We start from the raw sequence: 17,398 nt of genomic DNA, 5'->3' as shown, positions 1-17,398 counted from the left end.
CATGCGTGCTGCCCGCGGCTGGAAGCTGCCCGTCCTGCTCGCCGGCGTGCTCCTGCTCGGGGTGGTGCTGTGGGGGGTCTGGCTGGTGGTCCGCACGAGCACCGACCTGGCCGCTGCGGCCGACGACGCGCGCACGCTGCAGGACGCGGTCACCGACGGCGACGATGCCGCGGCCGACGCCGCCCTGGCCAGCCTGCAGGACCACGCCGCCTCGGCGGCCGGACGCACCGACGGTCCCCTGTGGTCGGTGATGACGTGGACGCCGTTCGTCGGCGACGACCTCGAGGGTGTGCGCGCCGTCAGCGCGGTGCTCGACGACCTCGCCCAGGACGGGCTGGCGCCGCTCGTGGAGACGGCTGGCAACCTCGAGACGCTGAGCCCGCGCGACGGTCGGGTGGACCTCGAGGCGGTCGCCGCGCTGCAGGAGCCGGTGGCCCGTGGCAACGAGGCGTTCCAGCGGGCGGTGGCGGAGCTCGACGAGCACGACTCCGAGGGCTACGTCGGGGTGGTGCGCGACCAGTACCGCGAGGTGGTGAGCGAGGTGGGGCGCGCGGCGCGCGTCCTCGACTCCGCTGACCGCGCGGCGCAGGTGATGCCGTCGATGCTGGGCGCCGACGGCCCGCGGCAATACCTGCTGATCTTCCAGAACAATGCCGAGATCCGCGCCGGCGGAGGCCTGCCCGGATCTGCGGCGCTCGTCACCGCGGTGGACGGCAAGATCGACCTGACGCGCCAGGTGGCGGGCAGCTCGTTCGGCATGACGGACGAGCCGGTGCTGCCGCTGACGGACGCGGAGGACGAGATCTGGAACCGCCAGCTCGGCACCTACTTCCTCGACGCGAACTTCACGCCCGACTTCCCGCGCTCGGCCGAGCTGTGGCAGGCGCGGTGGGAGCAGGAGTACGAGCCGGTCGACGGCGTCCTGGCCATCGACCCGGTCACGTTGTCCTACGTGCTGGGGGCTGTCGGGCCGATTGACGTGCCGGGCGGGCCGCGCCTGACGCAGTCCAACCTGGTCGACGAGCTGCTGCACCAGGTCTACCTGCGCTTCGACGAGCCGTCCGCCCAGGACGCCTACTTCGAGGCCGCCGCGGCTACCACGTTCGACGCCCTGGCGTCGGGCGGCGGGAACCCGCGTCTGCTGATCGAGGCCCTGGCCCGCGGGGTCGACGAGGGTCGGGTCAAGCTGCACTCGTTCGACGAGACCGAGCAGTCGGTGGTCGCCGGAACGCGGATCGCTGGCGAGCTCGTGACCGACCCATCGGACGAGAACCCGCAGGTCGGCGTCTACCTCAACGACACCACGGGCGCGAAGATGTCCTACTTCCTGCGCCACGAGGTGCACGTCACCGCGACCAGCTGCGCCCGCGGGGAGCAGCGGCTCTCCGGGCGGGCCTACCTGCTCTCCGACGCGCCCGAGAACGCGGCCGACCTCCCCAGCTACATCACCGGTGCCGGGCGCTACGGGATCGAGCCGGGCAAGCAGCTCGTGTCGGTGCAGATCATCGGACCGGTCGGTGGCGAGATCGACGACGTCATGTTCAACGACGAGCCCTACATCGCAGCGCCCACCGTCGACCTCGACGGGCGCCCGGTGCTGACCGTGCTGGCGTTCCTCGACCCGGGGTTCACCGCCGACATCCGCTGGACCATGACGAGCGGCCGCGGCCAACCCGGTGACGTCGTGGTGGACACGACCGCTGGGGTCGAGCCCGATGACCTGTCCTCGACCGTGACGTCGGCCTGCCGCCCCTGAGCTGCCCGTGCGGGCTGGAGCGGGACGGGCCGGGGGTCGTCGGCGCCGTCGGCCGTGTCGGGCCCGGGGCACCAGGCGAACCTCTCCGCTGGTGACGGCCGGAAGGGAACAACGACGAAGCCCCCGGGTGCCGGCGGTACCGGTGCCCGGGGGCTTCGATCAGCGGTGGAGCGTCAGTCAGCGGGAGCGCTTGCCGCGCGGTGCCCCGTCCTCGCTGTCCTTCGCGGAGCGGGCGGCGCGCCGTCCCTCCTCGGGGCCGTAGCCGTACCCGTAGCCGTACCCGTAGCCGTAGCCGTAGCCGTAGGCGCCCCCGGCCTTCGGCGTCATGTTGAAGACGACGCCGAGTGCGGCCGCGTCGACCTGCTCGAGGCGTCGCACCGCCCCGTTGAGCTGGTCCACGGTGGTCTTGCCGTGACGCACGATCACGAGTGCGCCGTCGGCCTGCGCGGAGAGCAGCGCGGCGTCGGTGACGGGAAGCAGCGGCGGCGCATCGATGAGCACCACGTCGTACTTCTCCCGGACCTCGGCGAGGAGGTCCTTCATGGCGGCCGACTGGATGAGCTCCGCCGGGTTGGGCGGGATCGCACCGCCGCCGAGCACGTCGAGGCCGGACTCGTGCGTCTGCACCGCGTCGGCAAGCGTGACCCGCCCCAGCAACACGGTGGTGACGCCGATGCTGGAGTCGAGCCCGAGAGACGCGGCGGCCTTGGGACGGCGCAGGTCGCACTCGATGAGGAGGGTGCGCTCGCCGCCCTGGGCGAGCGCCAGCGCCAGGTTGACCATGGTGGTCGTCTTGCCCTCTCCCGGCACGGCCGAGGTGCCGACGAAGACCTTGGAGGACTTGTCGAGGTCGATGAACTGGAGGTTGGTGCGCAGCACGCGGAACGCCTCGACCCGCGGCGCGTGGGAGGGCAGCGTGGTGATGAGCGGGTCGTTGCGCACCGACGCGTCGTAGCCGATCGCACCGATGAGGGGTGCGTCTGTCGCCCCCGCGATGTCCTCGGTGGACTTGACGGTGCTGTCGAGCAAGTCGCGCAGAATGGCGAACGCAACGCCGAGGAGGACGCCGAGGATCAGGCCCATCGCTATGTTGCGCACTGGCTGTGGTGATACGGGGGTGCCGTCGAAGTCCGCCGGGTCCACGATCGTCGCCTTGATCGGTGCGACGGTCTGCCCCGGCGGTGTTTCGAGCTCCCGCACGAGGGCCACCATGGCTTCGGCGTAACCCTGCGCGATGCGTTGCGCGTCTTGGGGGTCAGCCTGGAGCACAGTTATCTCAAGGTTCACGGTGTCGGGAACGACGCTCGCTGACACTCCGCCCAAGAGCTCGGATGGTGTGAGGTCGAGCCCGAGCTCGTCGATGACGTCCCCCGCGAGCTCACGGCTCTGGATCAGGTCGGCGTAGGACGCAACCCGCTGCTGCGAGTAGAGGCTGCCCGTGTAGGCATCCCCCGTCGTGCTGCCCTGGGTGCTGACGAACAGCCGAGCCGACGACTCGTACTGCGGGGCGACGGTGAAGGTGTACGCCGCGCTCGCGGCGACACAGAGGAGCGTGACGATCGCAATCGACAGCCACGCCGAGCGGATGATGCGCAGGTAGTCGCGGAGAGTCATCCCTCTCCCGCCAGCGTGGTCTGGGCCATGGTCGGTCATGCTATCCGTGCCGTCCCTCGTCCGCCGATCTTCGGGCCTATCACACGTCCGGGTGTGGCGTACGTGTCATTTCTCGGAAGCAGGTGCGCTGCGCGGTTCGATGCCCCAGACTTGGGGTCGGCCCGTCCCCCTTCTCGACCTCTCGGAGCCCGCGTTGACGCTCGCCCTCACCTCCCTGCGACGGGACAGTGCTGCGGTCGACTCCACCCGCGGTTTCCGCCATCGGGCCCTCGTCTCGATCCCGCTGACGGCGCTGGCCACCGACACGATCGCCATCGCCGTGACAGCGGCGCTCGCGATCACGGGGCGCAACCGGCTCGCCTTCTTCGAGGTCGGGAGCGACGTCTCCGGCATGCTGGGCGTGGTCGGACCGCTCATGTTCTTCGCCTGGATCGCCACGATCGCCGCGTCCGGCGGCTACGCACGCTCGGTCTTCGGGGCCGGCCCGGACGAGTACAAGCGGGTCGTCAACGCCTCCTTCCTCACCGCGGCCGTCGTCGGTGTCGGCTGCTACCTCGCCAAGTTCCCCCTCTCGCGCGGGTTCTTCCTCCTCGCCTTCGTCATCGGCGTCCCGCTCCTCGTGCTCGGGCGGTTCGCCCTGCGCCGCGCCCTCCACAAGGCGCACCGCCTCGGCGTGCTCCAGCACCGGGTGGTCATCGCGGGACGTCCCTCCCACATCGACGAGATCGCCGCGGTGCTCGACCGGGAGTCGTGGCTCGGCTACCGCATCGTGGGCGCCGTCACTCCGGCGGGACACGTCAGCACGACGACGGCGTCAGGCATCCCGGTCATCGGCGACTCCGCCGACCTGGCCTGCGTGGCCGGTGGAGCCGGTGCCGACATCGTCTTCTTCGCCAACGGCGCCTTCCGCACCTCCGACGAGATGCGCCGCGCCGCCTGGGACCTGGAGCAGCACCGCACCCAGGTCGTGGTGGCGCCGAGCGTCACCGACGTCGCCCGCGAGCGCATCACCGTCCGTCCTGTCGGCGGGCTCCCGCTCATGCACCTCGACACGGCGCGGTCGGCCAAGGCGTCGCGCTGGGCGAAGCGCACCTTCGACCTGTTCGGTGCCTCCGTGCTGGTGACGGTGCTCAGCCCGATCCTCGTGCTGGCGGCGCTGCGGGTCTGGGCCTTCGACCGTGGCCCGATCCTCTTCCGGCAGACGCGCACCGGGCGGGACGGCGTCGAGTTCGCGTGCCTCAAGTTCCGCTCGATGGTGACCAACGCCGAGGAGCTGCTCGCGACGCTGCATGCCGAGGCGGGATTCGACGGCGGTCTCTTCAAGATGAAGGAGGACCCGCGCATCACCAAGCCCGGCAAGTGGCTGCGCCGGTTCTCCATCGACGAGCTGCCGCAGCTGTTCAACGTGATCCGCGGCGAGATGAGCCTGGTCGGCCCCCGTCCTCCGCTGCCGGCCGAGGTCGCGACGTACGACGACGACATGCGTCGCCGCCTCCGCGTGCTGCCCGGCATGACCGGTCTCTGGCAGGTCTCCGGGCGCTCGGACCTGTCGTGGGAGGAAGCGATCCGCCTCGACATCTACTACGTCGACAATTGGTCGATGATGCAGGACCTGAGCATCCTCGCTCGCACCGTCGGCGCGGTCGCGAGCTCCCGCGGCGCCTACTGACGCCTGCGGTTCCCTCTCGAACTACGACCGGGGTCGCCTTCCTGGGGGACGGCGAGCCCGGTCGTGTCGTTCGGGCAGGTGAGGGGAGGTCAGGGGAGGTCCGACCCCAGGAGGCCCTCGAGGTACGCGCCGTACCCGCTCTTGCGCAGCGGCTCGGCCCGGTCCCGCAGCTCGTCGTCGCTGAGCCAGCCCATGCGCCAGGCGACCTCCTCCGGGCAGCCGATCTTGAGACCCTGGCGGCCCTCCAGCGTGCGCACGAAGTTGCTCGCGTCGTTGAGCGAGTCGAACGTGCCCGTGTCGAGCCAGGCGGTGCCGCGGGGCAGGATCTCGACCTGCAGCCGGCCCTCCTCCAGGTAGATCCGGTTGAGGTCGGTGATCTCCAGCTCGCCCCGCGCCGAGGGCGTGAGCGCCTTGGCGCGGTCGACGACGTCGTTGCCGTAGAAGTACAGACCGGGCACGGCGTAGTTGCTGCGGGGCTTCGTCGGCTTCTCCTCCAGCGAGGTCGCCACGCCCGATGCGTCGAAGTCGACGACGCCGTACGCCGTGGGGTCGGCCACCTGGTAGCCGAAGACTGCTGCTCCGTCGATGTGCTCGAAGCGGCGCAGCTGGGTGCCGAGGCCGGGGCCGTAGAAGATGTTGTCGCCGAGCACGAGAGCGACGGACTCCGTCCCGATGTGCTCCTCGCCGATGACGAACGCCTGGGCGAGCCCATCGGGGCTGGGCTGCACCGCGTAGGTGATGCTGACGCCCAGCTGCGACCCGTCGCCGAGGAGACGCCGGAACGCCTCGTTGTCGTGCGGCGTCGTGATGATGAGGACGTCGCGGATGCCGGCGAGCATCAGGGTGGTCAGCGGGTAGTAGATCATCGGCTTGTCGTAGACGGGCACGAGCTGCTTGCTGACGCCGAGGGTGATCGGGTGGAGTCGCGACCCGGTGCCGCCGGCCAGGATGATTCCGCGCATGGGGGCAGCCTAGTGTTGCGACCATGCAGCGCATCCTCGTGACCGGCGGCGCCGGCTTCATCGGCTCCAACTTCGTCCACTACCTCGTCGCCCACACCGACGTGCGGGTGACGGTGCTGGACAAGCTGACGTACGCCGCAAGCCGTGAGTCGCTGGCTGCCCTGCCCGCCGACCGGGTCGAGCTCGTGGTGGGCGACATCGCCGACGCGAGCGTCGTCGAGCCGCTCGTGGCCCGCCACGACGCGGTCGTGCACTACGCGGCGGAGTCCCACAACGACAACTCGCTGAACGACCCGAGCCCGTTCATCCAGACCAACATCGTGGGCACCTTCGTTCTGCTCGAGGCCGTCCGCAAGGCAGGGGTGCGGTTCCACCACATCTCGACCGACGAGGTCTACGGCGACCTCGAGCTGGACGACCCGCAGCGCTTCACGGAGGCCACGCCCTACACGCCCTCGTCGCCCTACTCGGCGTCGAAGGCGGGCTCCGACCACCTCGTGCGGGCCTGGGTGCGCTCCTTCGGTGTGCAGGCGACCGTGTCGAACTGCTCGAACAACTACGGCCCGTGGCAGCACATCGAGAAGTTCATCCCGCGCCAGATCACCAACGTCATCGACGGCGGCCGCCCCAAGCTCTACGGCGCGGGCCTCAACGTGCGCGACTGGATCCATGCCGACGACCACTCCTCGGCGGTCTGGACGATCCTGCAGAAGGGCCGCATCGGCGAGACCTACCTGATCGGCGCCGACGGCGAGAAGAACAATCTCGAGGTCGTCGGTATGATCCTCGAGGCCTTCGGCCGCCCGGCCGACGACTTCGACCACGTCACCGACCGGGCGGGTCACGACCTGCGCTACGCCATCGACTCCTCGAAGCTGAGGGAGGAGTTGGGGTGGCAGCCGGCGTTCGGTGACTTCGCCGAGGGCCTCCAGCGCACGGTCCAGTGGTATCGAGACAACGAGCCCTGGTGGCGGCCGCACAAGCGGGCCGTCGAGGCAACCTATGCAGCCAAGGGGCAGTGACAGTGGCAATTGCTAAGCGGTCCATTCCGGAGCTCGCCGCGCGGGCGGAGCGCGTCCTGGCGGCGCGCGCCCGTGAGGGCGTCGAGCCCATGACCTACGGCGAGCTGGCCGCAGCGATCAGCGACGACGAGCGCACCTACCCCGCCACGGGGATGGGTGCGGTCCTCAAGCACATGGGCGAGCGTGGGCAGTACTCGTGGTCCCGCTCGCTGCTGGCGTGGGCCGTCAACGAGACGGGCAAGCCGAGCGAGGCCTACGTCGGCTCGCCGGCCGGTGCCGACGACCCCGAGGCCGAGCGCGAGCTGTGGCACCCCCGGATCGCCCGGCACTTCGCGCTCGACGAGGAGTAACCGACAACCGGTATTAGTCCAGCTCGACGGGGCACGCCTCAACGAGATCGTTTCAAGTTGGCGATTGCTGTGCCGTCCCACGCTGCCCCCTCCTGCCGCCGCGCAGTCGGGGCCAACGATCGCGGCCCTACCCGCAGGTCCGCTCGCTGGCGTTGAGGCGTGTCTACCGGCTGGTGCAGACTCACTCGGTTGGGGACGCCCCTCACTCGCCGACCACCGCTCCGGATCATTGAACTGGCAGCCTTGCGCGACGGGCGCTCCACGGAGCGCGAGCGGTACTGCAACGGGACCGGACGGCCCGCCGTCTCTTGTCCTGATGACTGGTCGACAAGTGGCTCGCTCATCGTATGACGGTGGTTGCATCCACTCCGAGCGGAAGGCCCCTCGGACATAGGCTGCACCCTCGTGACCGAGGTGACGAAGCAGGCCTACCGTGGGGATGTCCAGGGGCTGCGCGCCATCGCGGTCGGCCTAGTGGTTCTGTACCACGCGGGACTCCCGTGGCTCAGTGGCGGATATGTCGGTGTCGACGTCTTCTTCGTCATCTCGGGGTTCCTGATCACCAACCACCTCCTGTCCGAGCTGACCAGGACGGGCCGAGTCCAATTTGCCGCGTTCTACGCGCGACGCGCCCGCCGCATCCTCCCCGCGTCGGTCGTGGTTCTTCTTCTGACGCTCGTTGCTTCGGTGCTCTGGCTTCCTCGGCTGCAGTGGCGTGCGACGTTCGAGCAGGCTCTCGCGACGGCGCTCTACGTCCCCAACCTGCTCTTCGCGAAGACCGGCACGGACTACCTCGCGGACAGCACGCCGTCCGTCTACCAGCACTACTGGTCGCTAGGTATCGAGGAGCAGTTCTACTTGATCTGGCCCGTCCTGCTCGTTGGTAGCTACATTGTCGTCCGTCGCTCGCAGGCGCGCACAGCCCTCGTGACCGTCCTCCTCGTCGTCAGCTCGCTCTTGGCTTGCGTCTTGCTCACCGGCTCATCACAGCCCGATGCGTTCTTCCTGCTCCCGACCCGGGCGTGGGAACTCGGTGCCGGCGCTTTGCTGGCACTAGCCGCCGCGCAACTGTTGCGAGTTCCGCAGGTGCTGCGAGTTGCCGGAGCATGGGCCGGCCTGGCTCTCGTCGCCGGCGCCGCGGTTCTCTACGACTCCGACGTGACCTTCCCCGGGTACGCCGCGACGGTGCCGGTCGTGGGCACGGCACTGCTCATTGCATTCGGCGACACCGAGGGGCCGGGGCCGCGACGACTGTTGAGCCTTCGTCCGATGGTGTTCATCGGAACAATCTCCTACTCGCTGTACCTCGTTCACTGGCCCATCCTCACCATCCCGAAGCAGGCTGGTGACTACCCGGGTGAGCTGTCGCCGCTCTTGGCGGCCGTGCTCGTGCTGGCAAGCGTCGTCGCTTCCTGGTTCCTCTTCAACGTTGTGGAAAGACCCGCTCAGAACGCGTCGTTCCTGCGACGGACGTCGGCGGGGCGGAGTCTCGGTGCGGCGGCCGCTCTGACGGTCGTGGCCGCCTCGACCGCGGCCGTTGCCTTCGTCTTGTTCCACTTCGTACCGCTGCACAGCGATAGGACGGCAGCAGAGCGACCACTCGTTCGGGAGCCGGAGTTCACTGACTATGTGCCAGCCAACCTAGAACCGTCGCTCGAGGGTGCGGCCGATGACAACCCGGCTATCTACGCCACGGATTGCCATGCAGGTTTCGCGGAAACCGACCCCGTCGGGTGTGTATACGGTCGCGAGTCCGCCCCCATCGAAGTGACACTGTTCGGGGACTCCCACGCCGCTCAGTGGTTCCCGGCGCTCGAAGTCGCTGCGGCCACGGGACGCATTCGTCTGACGGTCCACACGAAGTCCTCGTGTCCGTCCGTCGACATCGTCAAGATGCGCGACGGCAACCGCTACACGCAGTGCGAGACCTGGCGCGACGCCGTCATCCGTGCGAACGCCAGCGACCCGGCGGACCTCGTGGTCGTCGCCAACTACGCCCGCTCTGATGGCTTCGACCGCGTGGCGGACCTGCCGAGAGAGTGGGAAGACGGCCTGGAGTCGTCTCTCGAGCGTCTCGAGGCCGCTGGAAGCAGAGCTCTCGTGATCGCGGACACTCCTGAGTTCCCAGGGGTTCCGGCGGTATGTCTTTCAGCGAACCTCGACGATGCCAACGCCTGCGCTGTCGGCCGAGACGACGCTGTCGAGGACGAGCTGCAGGCAGCGGAGGAATCGGCCGCAGCTGCGGCGGACGCCGAGTTCGTCGACCTGACCGATTGGCTGTGCGACAGCGACACCTGCGGCCCGATCATCGGTGACCGGCTCGTCTATCGCGATTCCAACCACGTCACTGCCGAGATGAGCGAGGCGCTGGCTTCGCCGTTGCTCGAGGCGATCGAGGAGGCAGTTGAGGCGTCGGGCTCTCCCGACGGATCGCCCTAGCGGCTGTGGTCCGCGGTGGCGTCGACACGTAGGTGGGATGATCCTTTCGTGACCACCGAGCTCGCCGTCGAGACCACCCCGATCCCCGGCCTCCTGGTCGTCCGCCTCCCCGTCCACGGGGACTCCCGCGGCTGGTTCAAGGAGAACTGGCAGCGCGCCAAGATGACCGCGCTCGGCCTGCCCGACTTCGGCCCGGTGCAGAACAACGTCTCCTACAACGCGACCAAGGGCGCGACCCGCGGCATCCACACGGAGCCGTGGGACAAGTACGTCGCGGTCGCGACCGGCCGCGTCTTCGCCGCCTGGGTCGACATGCGGGAGGGCAACTCGTTCGGGGCGACCTTCTGGATCGAGATCGACGAGTCGGTCGCGGTCTTCGTGCCGCGCGGGGTCGGCAACTCCTACCAGGCGCTGGAGGACGGGACCGTCTACAGCTACCTGGTCAACGACCACTTCGTGCCCGGCAAGGCCTACCCGGCGCTCAACCTCGCGGACGAGACCGCGGGCATCCCGTGGCCGATCCCGTTGGCGGAGGCGGAGATCTCGGAGAAGGACCAGCGCAACCCGCGCCTGGCGGAAGTCACGCCGATGCGGCCGCGCAAGACGCTGGTCGTCGGCGCGGGCGGTCAGCTCGGGCGAGCGCTGCTCGCCGAGTTCCCCGACGCCGACCGGGTCGACTTGGTCGCGGGCGAGGGCATCGCGGCGCTCGACCTCACCGACGCCGACGCGGTGGCCGCGTGGCCGTGGGGCGACTACGGAGTGGTGCTGAACGCCGCGGCGTACACGGCCGTCGACATCGCCGAGACCCCCGACGGTCGCGCCACCTGCTGGGCAGCCAACGCGACGGCGCCGGCGACGCTGGCGCGTCTCGCCGCCGAGCACCGCTTCACGCTGGTCCACGTCTCGAGCGACTATGTCTTCGACGGCACCGTCGAGCTCCACACGGAGACCGAGCCCTACTCGCCGCTCAGCGTCTACGGCCAGTCCAAGGCCGCCGGTGACATCGCCGTCGGCCTCGCGCCTCGTCACTACCTGCTGCGCACGTCGTGGGTGATCGGTGACGGCGGAAACTTCGTGCGCACGATGCAGAAGCTCGCGGGCAACGGGGTGGCGCCGACGGTGGTCGACGACCAGTACGGCCGCCTGACCTTCACGTCCGAGCTCGCCCGGGCGATCAAGCACCTCCTCGACGTCGAGGCGCCGTTCGGCACCTACAACGTGACCGGCGCGGGCGCGGTGCTGTCGTGGGCGTCCTACGCCCAGCAGGTCTACGAGCTCTCCGGACGCCCGCGCGAGGACGTCACCCCGATCACCACGGCGGAGTACGTCGCGGGCAAGCAGGTCGCGCCGCGTCCCACTCACAGCGCCCTCGACCTCACCAAGATCGAATCGACCGGCTTCGTGCCGCGCGACGCACTGGAGCAGCTGGCGGAGTACGTCGCGGCGGGATGACCCTGGGGCGCCGCGTCACCAGCGCGGTCGGCGCATGACCTCCTTGAGCGCGGGCCGCACGTCGGCGAGGTAGACGAGCGCCGCGATGGTGAAGCCGATGTTGAGGATCCCCCCGATGAAGCCCAACGCCACGAAGAGCGTCGCGAGCTCGAGCACGAGGCCCACGGTGAGGATGCCGACCCAGGTCGACTTGGTCTGCTTGCCCGTCGCCTCGTAGGCGTCGGGACGGAACCCGATTGCGCTCACGAGGGTGAAGCCCTTGACCGCGATGATCGCGAGCAGGAGGGCGAGCATGAGCCACGATTCGACCTGGTACACCAGCACGAGGCCCAACACTAGGGTGTTTCCGGGGCTCGCGAGGAGGAGGGAGACGTCGTGGTCGCCTACACAGAGCAGTCCGTGGCCGCGCTGCGGCAGACGGTCCGCCGTCTCCTCGACGGCGAGACCGGTGTCGCGACCACGGCGAGCCCGACCGACGACGCCGCCTACCTGGCGGCCGCCGAGCGCCACCGTCTCGTCGTGTTCCTCGCGCTGCGCCAGGAACGGCTCGTGCTGACGCTCGAGCTGGCCCGGACGCTCCAGGAGTCGGCGCGACGGGAGCGCATGGCGACGCTCGGCATGGCTCGGGCTCTGCACCAGGCGACCGACGCGCTGACGGCGGCCGGAGTGCGCGTGCTGAGCTTCAAGGGGTTGGCACTCGCCGCGCAGGCCCACGGCGACTTCGCGGCCCGCGGCTCGGGCGACCTCGACCTGCTCGTGCCGCCGTCAGAGATCGCCGAGGCGCGCGCCGCGCTGGCTGGCGCCGGCTGGACACCGGACAGGTCCTACCCGGCGCCCGGGCCCACGTGGGCCTGGCGCCACATGATGCGCAACTACTACGAGATCGCGATGCACGGGTCGGGACTCTCGATCGACTTGCACTGGCACCTGGGTCTCGCGCGCAGTGCTGCGCCGTCGTTCGACACGCTGTGGAGCCGTAGGGCGAGTGTCGACGTCGGTGGGCGCAGCGTCGCCACGCTGTCGATCGCAGACGCGTGGCGCCACTCCGCGATGCATGCAGCGAAGGACGAGTGGGCGTCGCTGCGCAGCCTCGTCGACGTGCGGTTGCTCGGCGACGCCGTCGATCCCGGCCAGGACGGGACCCTGGGGGCAGCGCCACGCGCGACCATCGGCGTCGTTCGCGCCCACCTCGGCGGAGACCACGGGCCCCTCGCCCCGGACCGTGTCGTGGCGCGCGCCGTGCTGCTGCAGGCCTCCGCCGCTGACGTGTCGACGGGGCGGTTCCCGGGGCACCGCACGCTCACGGGTGCGCGGCGCCTGGCGCGGGGCATCCGCACCGCGGGCGATCTGTGGCGACTCGCTGCGGTGACGGTGGCGCACCCCAGCGACCTCGGCGGTGTCGACGCCCGCACGGCTGGGGGAGCGGCCCTCGCGGTTGCCCGCGTGCGGGGAGCTACGGCGCGCCGCCGCTTCCGGGAGTGGCGGCGCACCTGACACGCCACGAGGCCGGGAGCGCATCGCGTGCGCTCCCGACCTCGTGGGCTCAGCCCTTGGCGGGCTCGATCGTCAGTCGCCGACCTTCTTCGCGGCCTCGGTCACCGCGGTGGTCGCCTTCTCCGCGGTCTTCTTCGCCGTCGTGCCGGTCGCCTTGGCGGTCGACTTCGTCGTGGCCGCCTTCTTGCGCGTGGTGGTCGTGGCGCGCTTGGTCGCCGGCGACGTGGTCGCGGACTGGGCAGCCTTGCGGGCCTCGGACGAGGCGGTCTTCGCCGTGGTCTTCGCCGAGCTGGCCGTCTTCTTCGCCGTCGTCTTGGTCGCCTTCGCGCGGGAGACCGTGGCCTTCGCCGAGGCGGCGGCCTCCTTGGTGGACTCCTGCTTGCGGATGCGGCCGACGAGGGTCTCGCCGCGCTTCGCGAGGTCCGCGTAGGCGCCGGTGACGGTGGCGACGTACTCGTCGCCCGCCTTGCGCGCCTTCTCCGGGAGCGCGCGCGCCTCGGCCTGGAGGTCGGCCACGCGGGTCTCGATGGCGGCGCGGCGCTCCTCGACCTCCTTGGTGATGAGCTCGACGCGCTTGTTGACGGTCGCGACGGCCTGGTCGCGCAGGGCCTCGGGCTTCAGCTCGAGGTTCGTCGCCTTCTTCTGCGCCTCGGTCGCGCGGGCCTGGACGCCCTTGACGCGTGCCTCGACGTCGCCCTGGAACGCGGTCACCTTGGCCTGCGTGGTGCTGACGTACTCCCGAACGACCTCGACGGCGAGGTCGACGACGCCGGCGCCGGCGTACAGGCCCTTCTGGGCCTCGGTCTTGATGTCGAACTTGGTGGCAGCCATGTCCACTCCTTCTGCTTGTGTGCGGGGATCAGCCTTCGCTGGAGTTGAGCGCCAGGAACGACGCGTACACCTCGAGAAGGGACTGTTTCTGCCGCTCCGTGAGGTTCGGGTCGGCGAGCACCGCGAGCTCGACGGAGCCACCTCCGCCGTCCGTCGGGCTGACGATGCCCGCACGGATGTAGAGCTGCTCGGCGGAGATCCGCAGTGCCTTGGCGATCTGCTGCAGCACCTCGGCCGAGGGCTTGCGCAGACCGCGCTCGATCTGGCTCAGGTACGGGTTCGACACGCCGGCCTGCTCGGCCAGCTGCCTCAAGGAGAGCTGCGCGGAGGTGCGCTGCTCCTTCAGGTACTCGCCCAGAGTCTCGACCGTCTTGCCGACCTTGCCCTTTGCCATGAGTTCCATGCTGCTAACTCCAGCAAGCAAACTCAACCCCTGAGTAACGTGAGGAGGGGCACAGCCCGCGGAGAATCCGGCCACCGAACAGGTGAGAAGCACCAGTCGGCGTCGCTTGCTCCTGCTTGCACGTCGCAACGGTCGCTGTCGGCCGTCGGAACTCTCCGCAAAGTTGCGCCGGACTTGCTTTGTACGGGGGCCTCTCGCGTGGGACAGTTGTCCTCGGAGCGAGTCTGCCGCTGGCAATCCCTGACGGCCGGCAGGTGGACGGCCTCCAGGAGCCGCCCTGCCGAACCCCAGAGGGCAGGGCGGCTCCGCCTTCTCGGACGGCCGCCGGCGTGCGGCCTCCCCGCTGGCAGGATGAGGCCGTGGCCGCCGTTCCCCAGCACAACCCGAGCCAGCGCACCCTCGACGACATCGAGCTGCTGCTGACGGGCGTGCTCTCCTCGCCGCCGAGCATCGACGATCTGCGCCTGCCCCGCGACCTCGCTGGGCTGCCGACCGTGGACCTCGTCGATCCGGAGGGCCTGCCGCTCGCCCGCGTCGACCTCGACGGGCACTCCGGTCTGCGCGTCGAGCCGCTCGCCCGGCCGTCCTACGGTCCCTTCCGGCGGCTGCGGCTCACGCCCGCCGAACTGCGCGACCGCTACCCGGGCGCGGTCGTCGTCCCGGTCGAGTCGCCGCTCACCGCCGCGCAGCTGGCCGACGTGCGGGGCGCGGGTGGTCCGGTCGTCCTCCTCGCGCTCGCGGGCGCCGGCTGGCCCGTCGGCGTCTCCCCGCTCGCGCTGGTGCGCTCGACGGTGGCGGCGACCCGCGGCGTACCGGACGTGCACGTGGTCGTCGTGCCGCTCGCGCGCACCGGCGACGCGACGCGGGACGCGGAGCGTCGCGGGCAGGTCCTGGCGGCGTACGCCGAGGGGGCCACCCTCGTCGAGCTCGCGGGCGACCGCGGCGCGTCCGCCGCACCGGCCGTCGACGAGGCCAGGGGGGTGGTCGTGTTCTTCACCGGGCTGTCCGGCAGCGGCAAGTCCACCCTCGCCCGCGCACTGGTCGACGAGGTCCTCGAGACCACCGACCGCACGGTGACGAGCCTCGACGGCGACGTCGTGCGTCGCAACCTCTCCGCGGGCCTGACGTTCTCGCCGGCCGACCGCGAGACCAACATCCGGCGGATCGGCTGGGTCGCGGCGGAGATCGCCCGGCACGGCGGGGTGGCGGTGTGCAGCCCGATCGCGCCGTACGACGCGACCCGCCGCGAGGTGCGCCGCACGGTCGAGGAGGCGGGTGGGAGGTTCGTGCTCGTGCACGTCGCGACTCCTGTCGAGGAGTGCGAGCGACGGGACCGGAAGGGGCTCTACGCCAAGGCGCGAGCGGGAGAGATCAGCGACTTCACCGGCATCTCGGCGCCCTACGAGGTGCCGGACGACGCGGACGTCGTCGTCGACACGACCGGACTGACGGTCGAGGCGGCGCTCGCGCCGGTGCTCGCGGCGGTGGGCCTCACGGCCGACCCGGAGCCGGCGCCCGTGGCGGACCCGCTCCGCGTGCTCGTCGTCTGCACGGCCAACATCTGCCGGTCGCCCTATCTCCAGCTGGCCCTCCAGGCCGCCGCGGGGGAGACGGTCGAGGTGACCAGCGCCGGCACGCACGGCTTTGTCGACAAGGAGATGGATGCCGAGATGGCGGCGCAGGCGAGGGCCCGGGGTCTCGACCCCGTCGGCTTCCGCAGTCGGCCCCTCACCCGCGACCTCGTGGCCGGTGCCGACCTGGTGCTCACCGCCGAGGCGCGGCACCGCGCCTTCGTGCTCGAGGAGCACCCGGCGGCCTTCAAGAAGGTCTTCACCGTCGGCCAGTTCGCCCGCGGCGTCGCCGGCCTCCCGGACGGTACGGCGCCGCGCGAGGCGGTCGCGCGGCTCGCCGCCAGCCGGCCGAGCGCGGAGGGTGTGGACATCGCCGACCCCTACCGGCGCGGCCCCGCGGCGGCCGAGGCGTGCGCGGATCACATCGACCGTCTCGTCACAGAGGTCACGCCCGCCCTCGCGCGCCGTTAGGCTCCCGACCATGAAGATCGCCGTCGCGGGCCTGGGTTACGTCGGGCTCTCCAACGCCGTCGTCCTCGCCCAGCACCACGAGGTCGTCGCCGTCGACGTCGACCAGCACCGGGTGGACCTCCTCAACGACCGGACCTCGCCCATCGAGGACCGGGAGCTGGAGGACTACCTCGCGACGAAGCCGTTGACCCTCACCTCGACGCTGGACAAGGCCGCGGCGTACTCCGACGCCCGGTTCGTGGTCGTCGCGACGCCGACGGACTACGACGAGCGCACCAACTACTTCAACACCTCGACGGTGGAGTCGGTCATCGCCGACGTGCTGGCCATCAACACGGACGCCACGATCATCGTGAAGTCGACCGTGCCGGTCGGCTTCACCGAGCGGATGCGCTCGGAGAACCCGGGGGCCTCGATCATCTTCTCCCCGGAGTTCCTCCGCGAGGGCCGGGCGCTCTACGACAACCTGCACCCCTCCCGCATCGTCGTCGGCGACACGGGCGAGCGCGCCCGGGAGTTCGCCGCGCTCCTCATCGAGGGTGCCATCGAGAAGGACGTCCCGACGCTCTTCACCGACGCCACCGAGGCGGAGGCGATCAAGCTGTTCGCCAACACCTACCTGGCGCTGCGGGTGGCGTACTTCAACGAGCTGGACACCTACGCCGCGGTGCACGGGCTCAACTCGTCCCAGATCATCGAGGGGGTCGGGCTCGACCCTCGGATCGGCGGGCACTACAACAACCCGTCGTTCGGCTACGGCGGCTACTGCCTGCCCAAGGACACCAAGCAGCTGCAGGCCAACTACTCCGACGTGCCGCAGAACCTCATCTCCGCCATCGTCGAGGCCAACACGACGCGCAAGGACTTCATCGCCGAGGACGTGCTGCGCCGCAACCCCACCACCGTGGGCATCTACCGGCTCATCATGAAGTCGGGCTCCGACAACTTCCGTGCCTCCTCGATCCAGGGCGTCATGAAGCGGATCAAGGCGAAGGGTGTCGAGGTCGTCATCTACGAGCCGTCGCTCGACGATGACCTGTTCTTCAACTCGGAGGTCGTGCAGGACCTCGACGAGTTCAAGAAGAGGGCCGACGTCATCATCGCCAACCGCCGCACCGACGTGCTGGCCGACGTGGCGGACAAGGTGTACACGCGGGACATCTACGGTCGGGACTGAGCCGCCCTGGTCTAGACCGTCCGGTTCCGCCTCGGTGAACCCGGGGCGGGCGGGAACGAACTGCCGGAGAATCGGTTCGTTCACAGCGCGCGTCAGGGCGTAGCTGGGACGCGCCGGTCCGCTCCGTGGCTCCGGTGCTGCATCGTGCGGCCGTCGCGCCGCGTCTCTGGGAGAGTCGACCGTGAGT

General features: G+C 70.2%; 14 protein-coding genes. 9 read left to right on the top strand and 5 right to left on the bottom strand.

Annotation, left to right across the window (positions count from 1 at the left end; genetic code table 11):
* Position 1: 1 nt before the first annotated feature.
* A complete protein-coding gene (locus G3T38_RS17155; RefSeq protein WP_163773541.1) occupies positions 2-1,756 on the top strand; it encodes a DUF4012 domain-containing protein in 1,755 nt (584 codons plus the stop codon).
* 177 nt (positions 1,757-1,933) lie between these two features.
* Here the strand turns inward: G3T38_RS17155 and G3T38_RS17150 are convergent, their stop codons facing one another.
* The gene (locus G3T38_RS17150; protein WP_163773540.1) at positions 1,934-3,370 is read right to left on the bottom strand and encodes a tyrosine-protein kinase domain-containing protein; all 1,437 of its coding nucleotides are present in this window, start codon (positions 3,368-3,370) and stop codon (positions 1,934-1,936) included.
* A 193-nt stretch (positions 3,371-3,563) separates the two neighbouring features.
* Between G3T38_RS17150 and G3T38_RS17145 the strand changes: the two genes are divergently transcribed.
* Positions 3,564-5,039, top strand: coding sequence for a sugar transferase (locus G3T38_RS17145; protein ID WP_163773539.1), 1,476 nt, complete (start codon positions 3,564-3,566; stop codon positions 5,037-5,039).
* An 89-nt stretch (positions 5,040-5,128) separates the two neighbouring features.
* On the opposite strand, the gene rfbA is transcribed toward G3T38_RS17145, so the two are convergent.
* On the bottom strand, positions 5,129-6,001 hold the full coding sequence (gene rfbA, locus G3T38_RS17140) for a glucose-1-phosphate thymidylyltransferase RfbA (RefSeq protein WP_163773538.1): 873 nt from the start codon (positions 5,999-6,001) through the stop codon (positions 5,129-5,131).
* A gap of 23 nt (positions 6,002-6,024) precedes the next feature.
* Here rfbA and rfbB point away from each other — a divergent pair, with 23 nt between their 5' ends.
* From rfbB to G3T38_RS17120, 4 genes are all read left to right on the top strand, one after another.
* Entirely contained in the window at positions 6,025-7,023 is a 999-nt protein-coding gene (gene rfbB, locus G3T38_RS17135) for a dTDP-glucose 4,6-dehydratase (RefSeq protein ID WP_163773537.1), read from the top strand.
* Between the two features lie 2 nt (positions 7,024-7,025).
* Positions 7,026-7,373 carry a hypothetical protein gene (locus G3T38_RS17130; protein WP_163773536.1) on the top strand — a complete coding sequence of 116 codons (348 nt, stop codon included), beginning with the start codon at positions 7,026-7,028 and terminating at the stop codon, positions 7,371-7,373.
* Between the two features lie 405 nt (positions 7,374-7,778).
* Positions 7,779-9,812, top strand: coding sequence for an SGNH hydrolase domain-containing protein (locus G3T38_RS17125; RefSeq protein ID WP_206675912.1), 2,034 nt, complete (start codon positions 7,779-7,781; stop codon positions 9,810-9,812).
* Between the two features lie 48 nt (positions 9,813-9,860).
* Positions 9,861-11,264 carry a sugar nucleotide-binding protein gene (locus G3T38_RS17120; protein ID WP_163773535.1) on the top strand — a complete coding sequence of 468 codons (1,404 nt, stop codon included), beginning with the start codon at positions 9,861-9,863 and terminating at the stop codon, positions 11,262-11,264.
* A 15-nt stretch (positions 11,265-11,279) separates the two neighbouring features.
* Here the strand turns inward: G3T38_RS17120 and G3T38_RS17115 are convergent, their stop codons facing one another.
* Positions 11,280-11,588, bottom strand: coding sequence for a DUF2516 family protein (locus tag G3T38_RS17115; RefSeq protein WP_163773534.1), 309 nt, complete (start codon positions 11,586-11,588; stop codon positions 11,280-11,282).
* A 51-nt stretch (positions 11,589-11,639) separates the two neighbouring features.
* On the opposite strand from G3T38_RS17115, the gene G3T38_RS17110 reads away from it, so the two are divergent.
* Complete coding sequence (locus G3T38_RS17110; RefSeq protein WP_163773533.1) at positions 11,640-12,758, top strand: nucleotidyltransferase family protein; 1,119 nt, start codon at positions 11,640-11,642, stop codon at positions 12,756-12,758.
* A gap of 72 nt (positions 12,759-12,830) precedes the next feature.
* Here G3T38_RS17110 and G3T38_RS17105 read toward each other — a convergent pair whose 3' ends face one another.
* Together G3T38_RS17105 and G3T38_RS17100 are read right to left on the bottom strand one after the other, a co-directional pair.
* The gene (locus G3T38_RS17105; RefSeq protein ID WP_163773532.1) at positions 12,831-13,589 is read right to left on the bottom strand and encodes a hypothetical protein; all 759 of its coding nucleotides are present in this window, start codon (positions 13,587-13,589) and stop codon (positions 12,831-12,833) included.
* 28 nt (positions 13,590-13,617) lie between these two features.
* Positions 13,618-13,983: a helix-turn-helix domain-containing protein gene (locus tag G3T38_RS17100; protein WP_163773531.1), complete on the bottom strand. Its 366-nt coding sequence runs from the start codon at positions 13,981-13,983 to the stop codon at positions 13,618-13,620.
* A gap of 368 nt (positions 13,984-14,351) precedes the next feature.
* On the opposite strand from G3T38_RS17100, the gene cysC reads away from it, so the two are divergent.
* Positions 14,352-16,034: an adenylyl-sulfate kinase gene (gene cysC, locus G3T38_RS17095; RefSeq protein WP_163773530.1), complete on the top strand. Its 1,683-nt coding sequence runs from the start codon at positions 14,352-14,354 to the stop codon at positions 16,032-16,034.
* 10 nt (positions 16,035-16,044) lie between these two features.
* Positions 16,045-17,211: a nucleotide sugar dehydrogenase gene (locus G3T38_RS17090; RefSeq protein WP_163773529.1), complete on the top strand. Its 1,167-nt coding sequence runs from the start codon at positions 16,045-16,047 to the stop codon at positions 17,209-17,211.
* Positions 17,212-17,398: the final 187 nt, after the last annotated feature.

Origin of the sequence: Nocardioides zeae (genome assembly GCF_010686755.1) — a bacterium.
GTDB lineage: Bacteria > Actinomycetota > Actinomycetes > Propionibacteriales > Nocardioidaceae > Nocardioides > Nocardioides zeae.
Note: the sequence above shows the minus strand (reverse complement) of the source record. Positions and strands in the feature narration are given on the sequence as shown.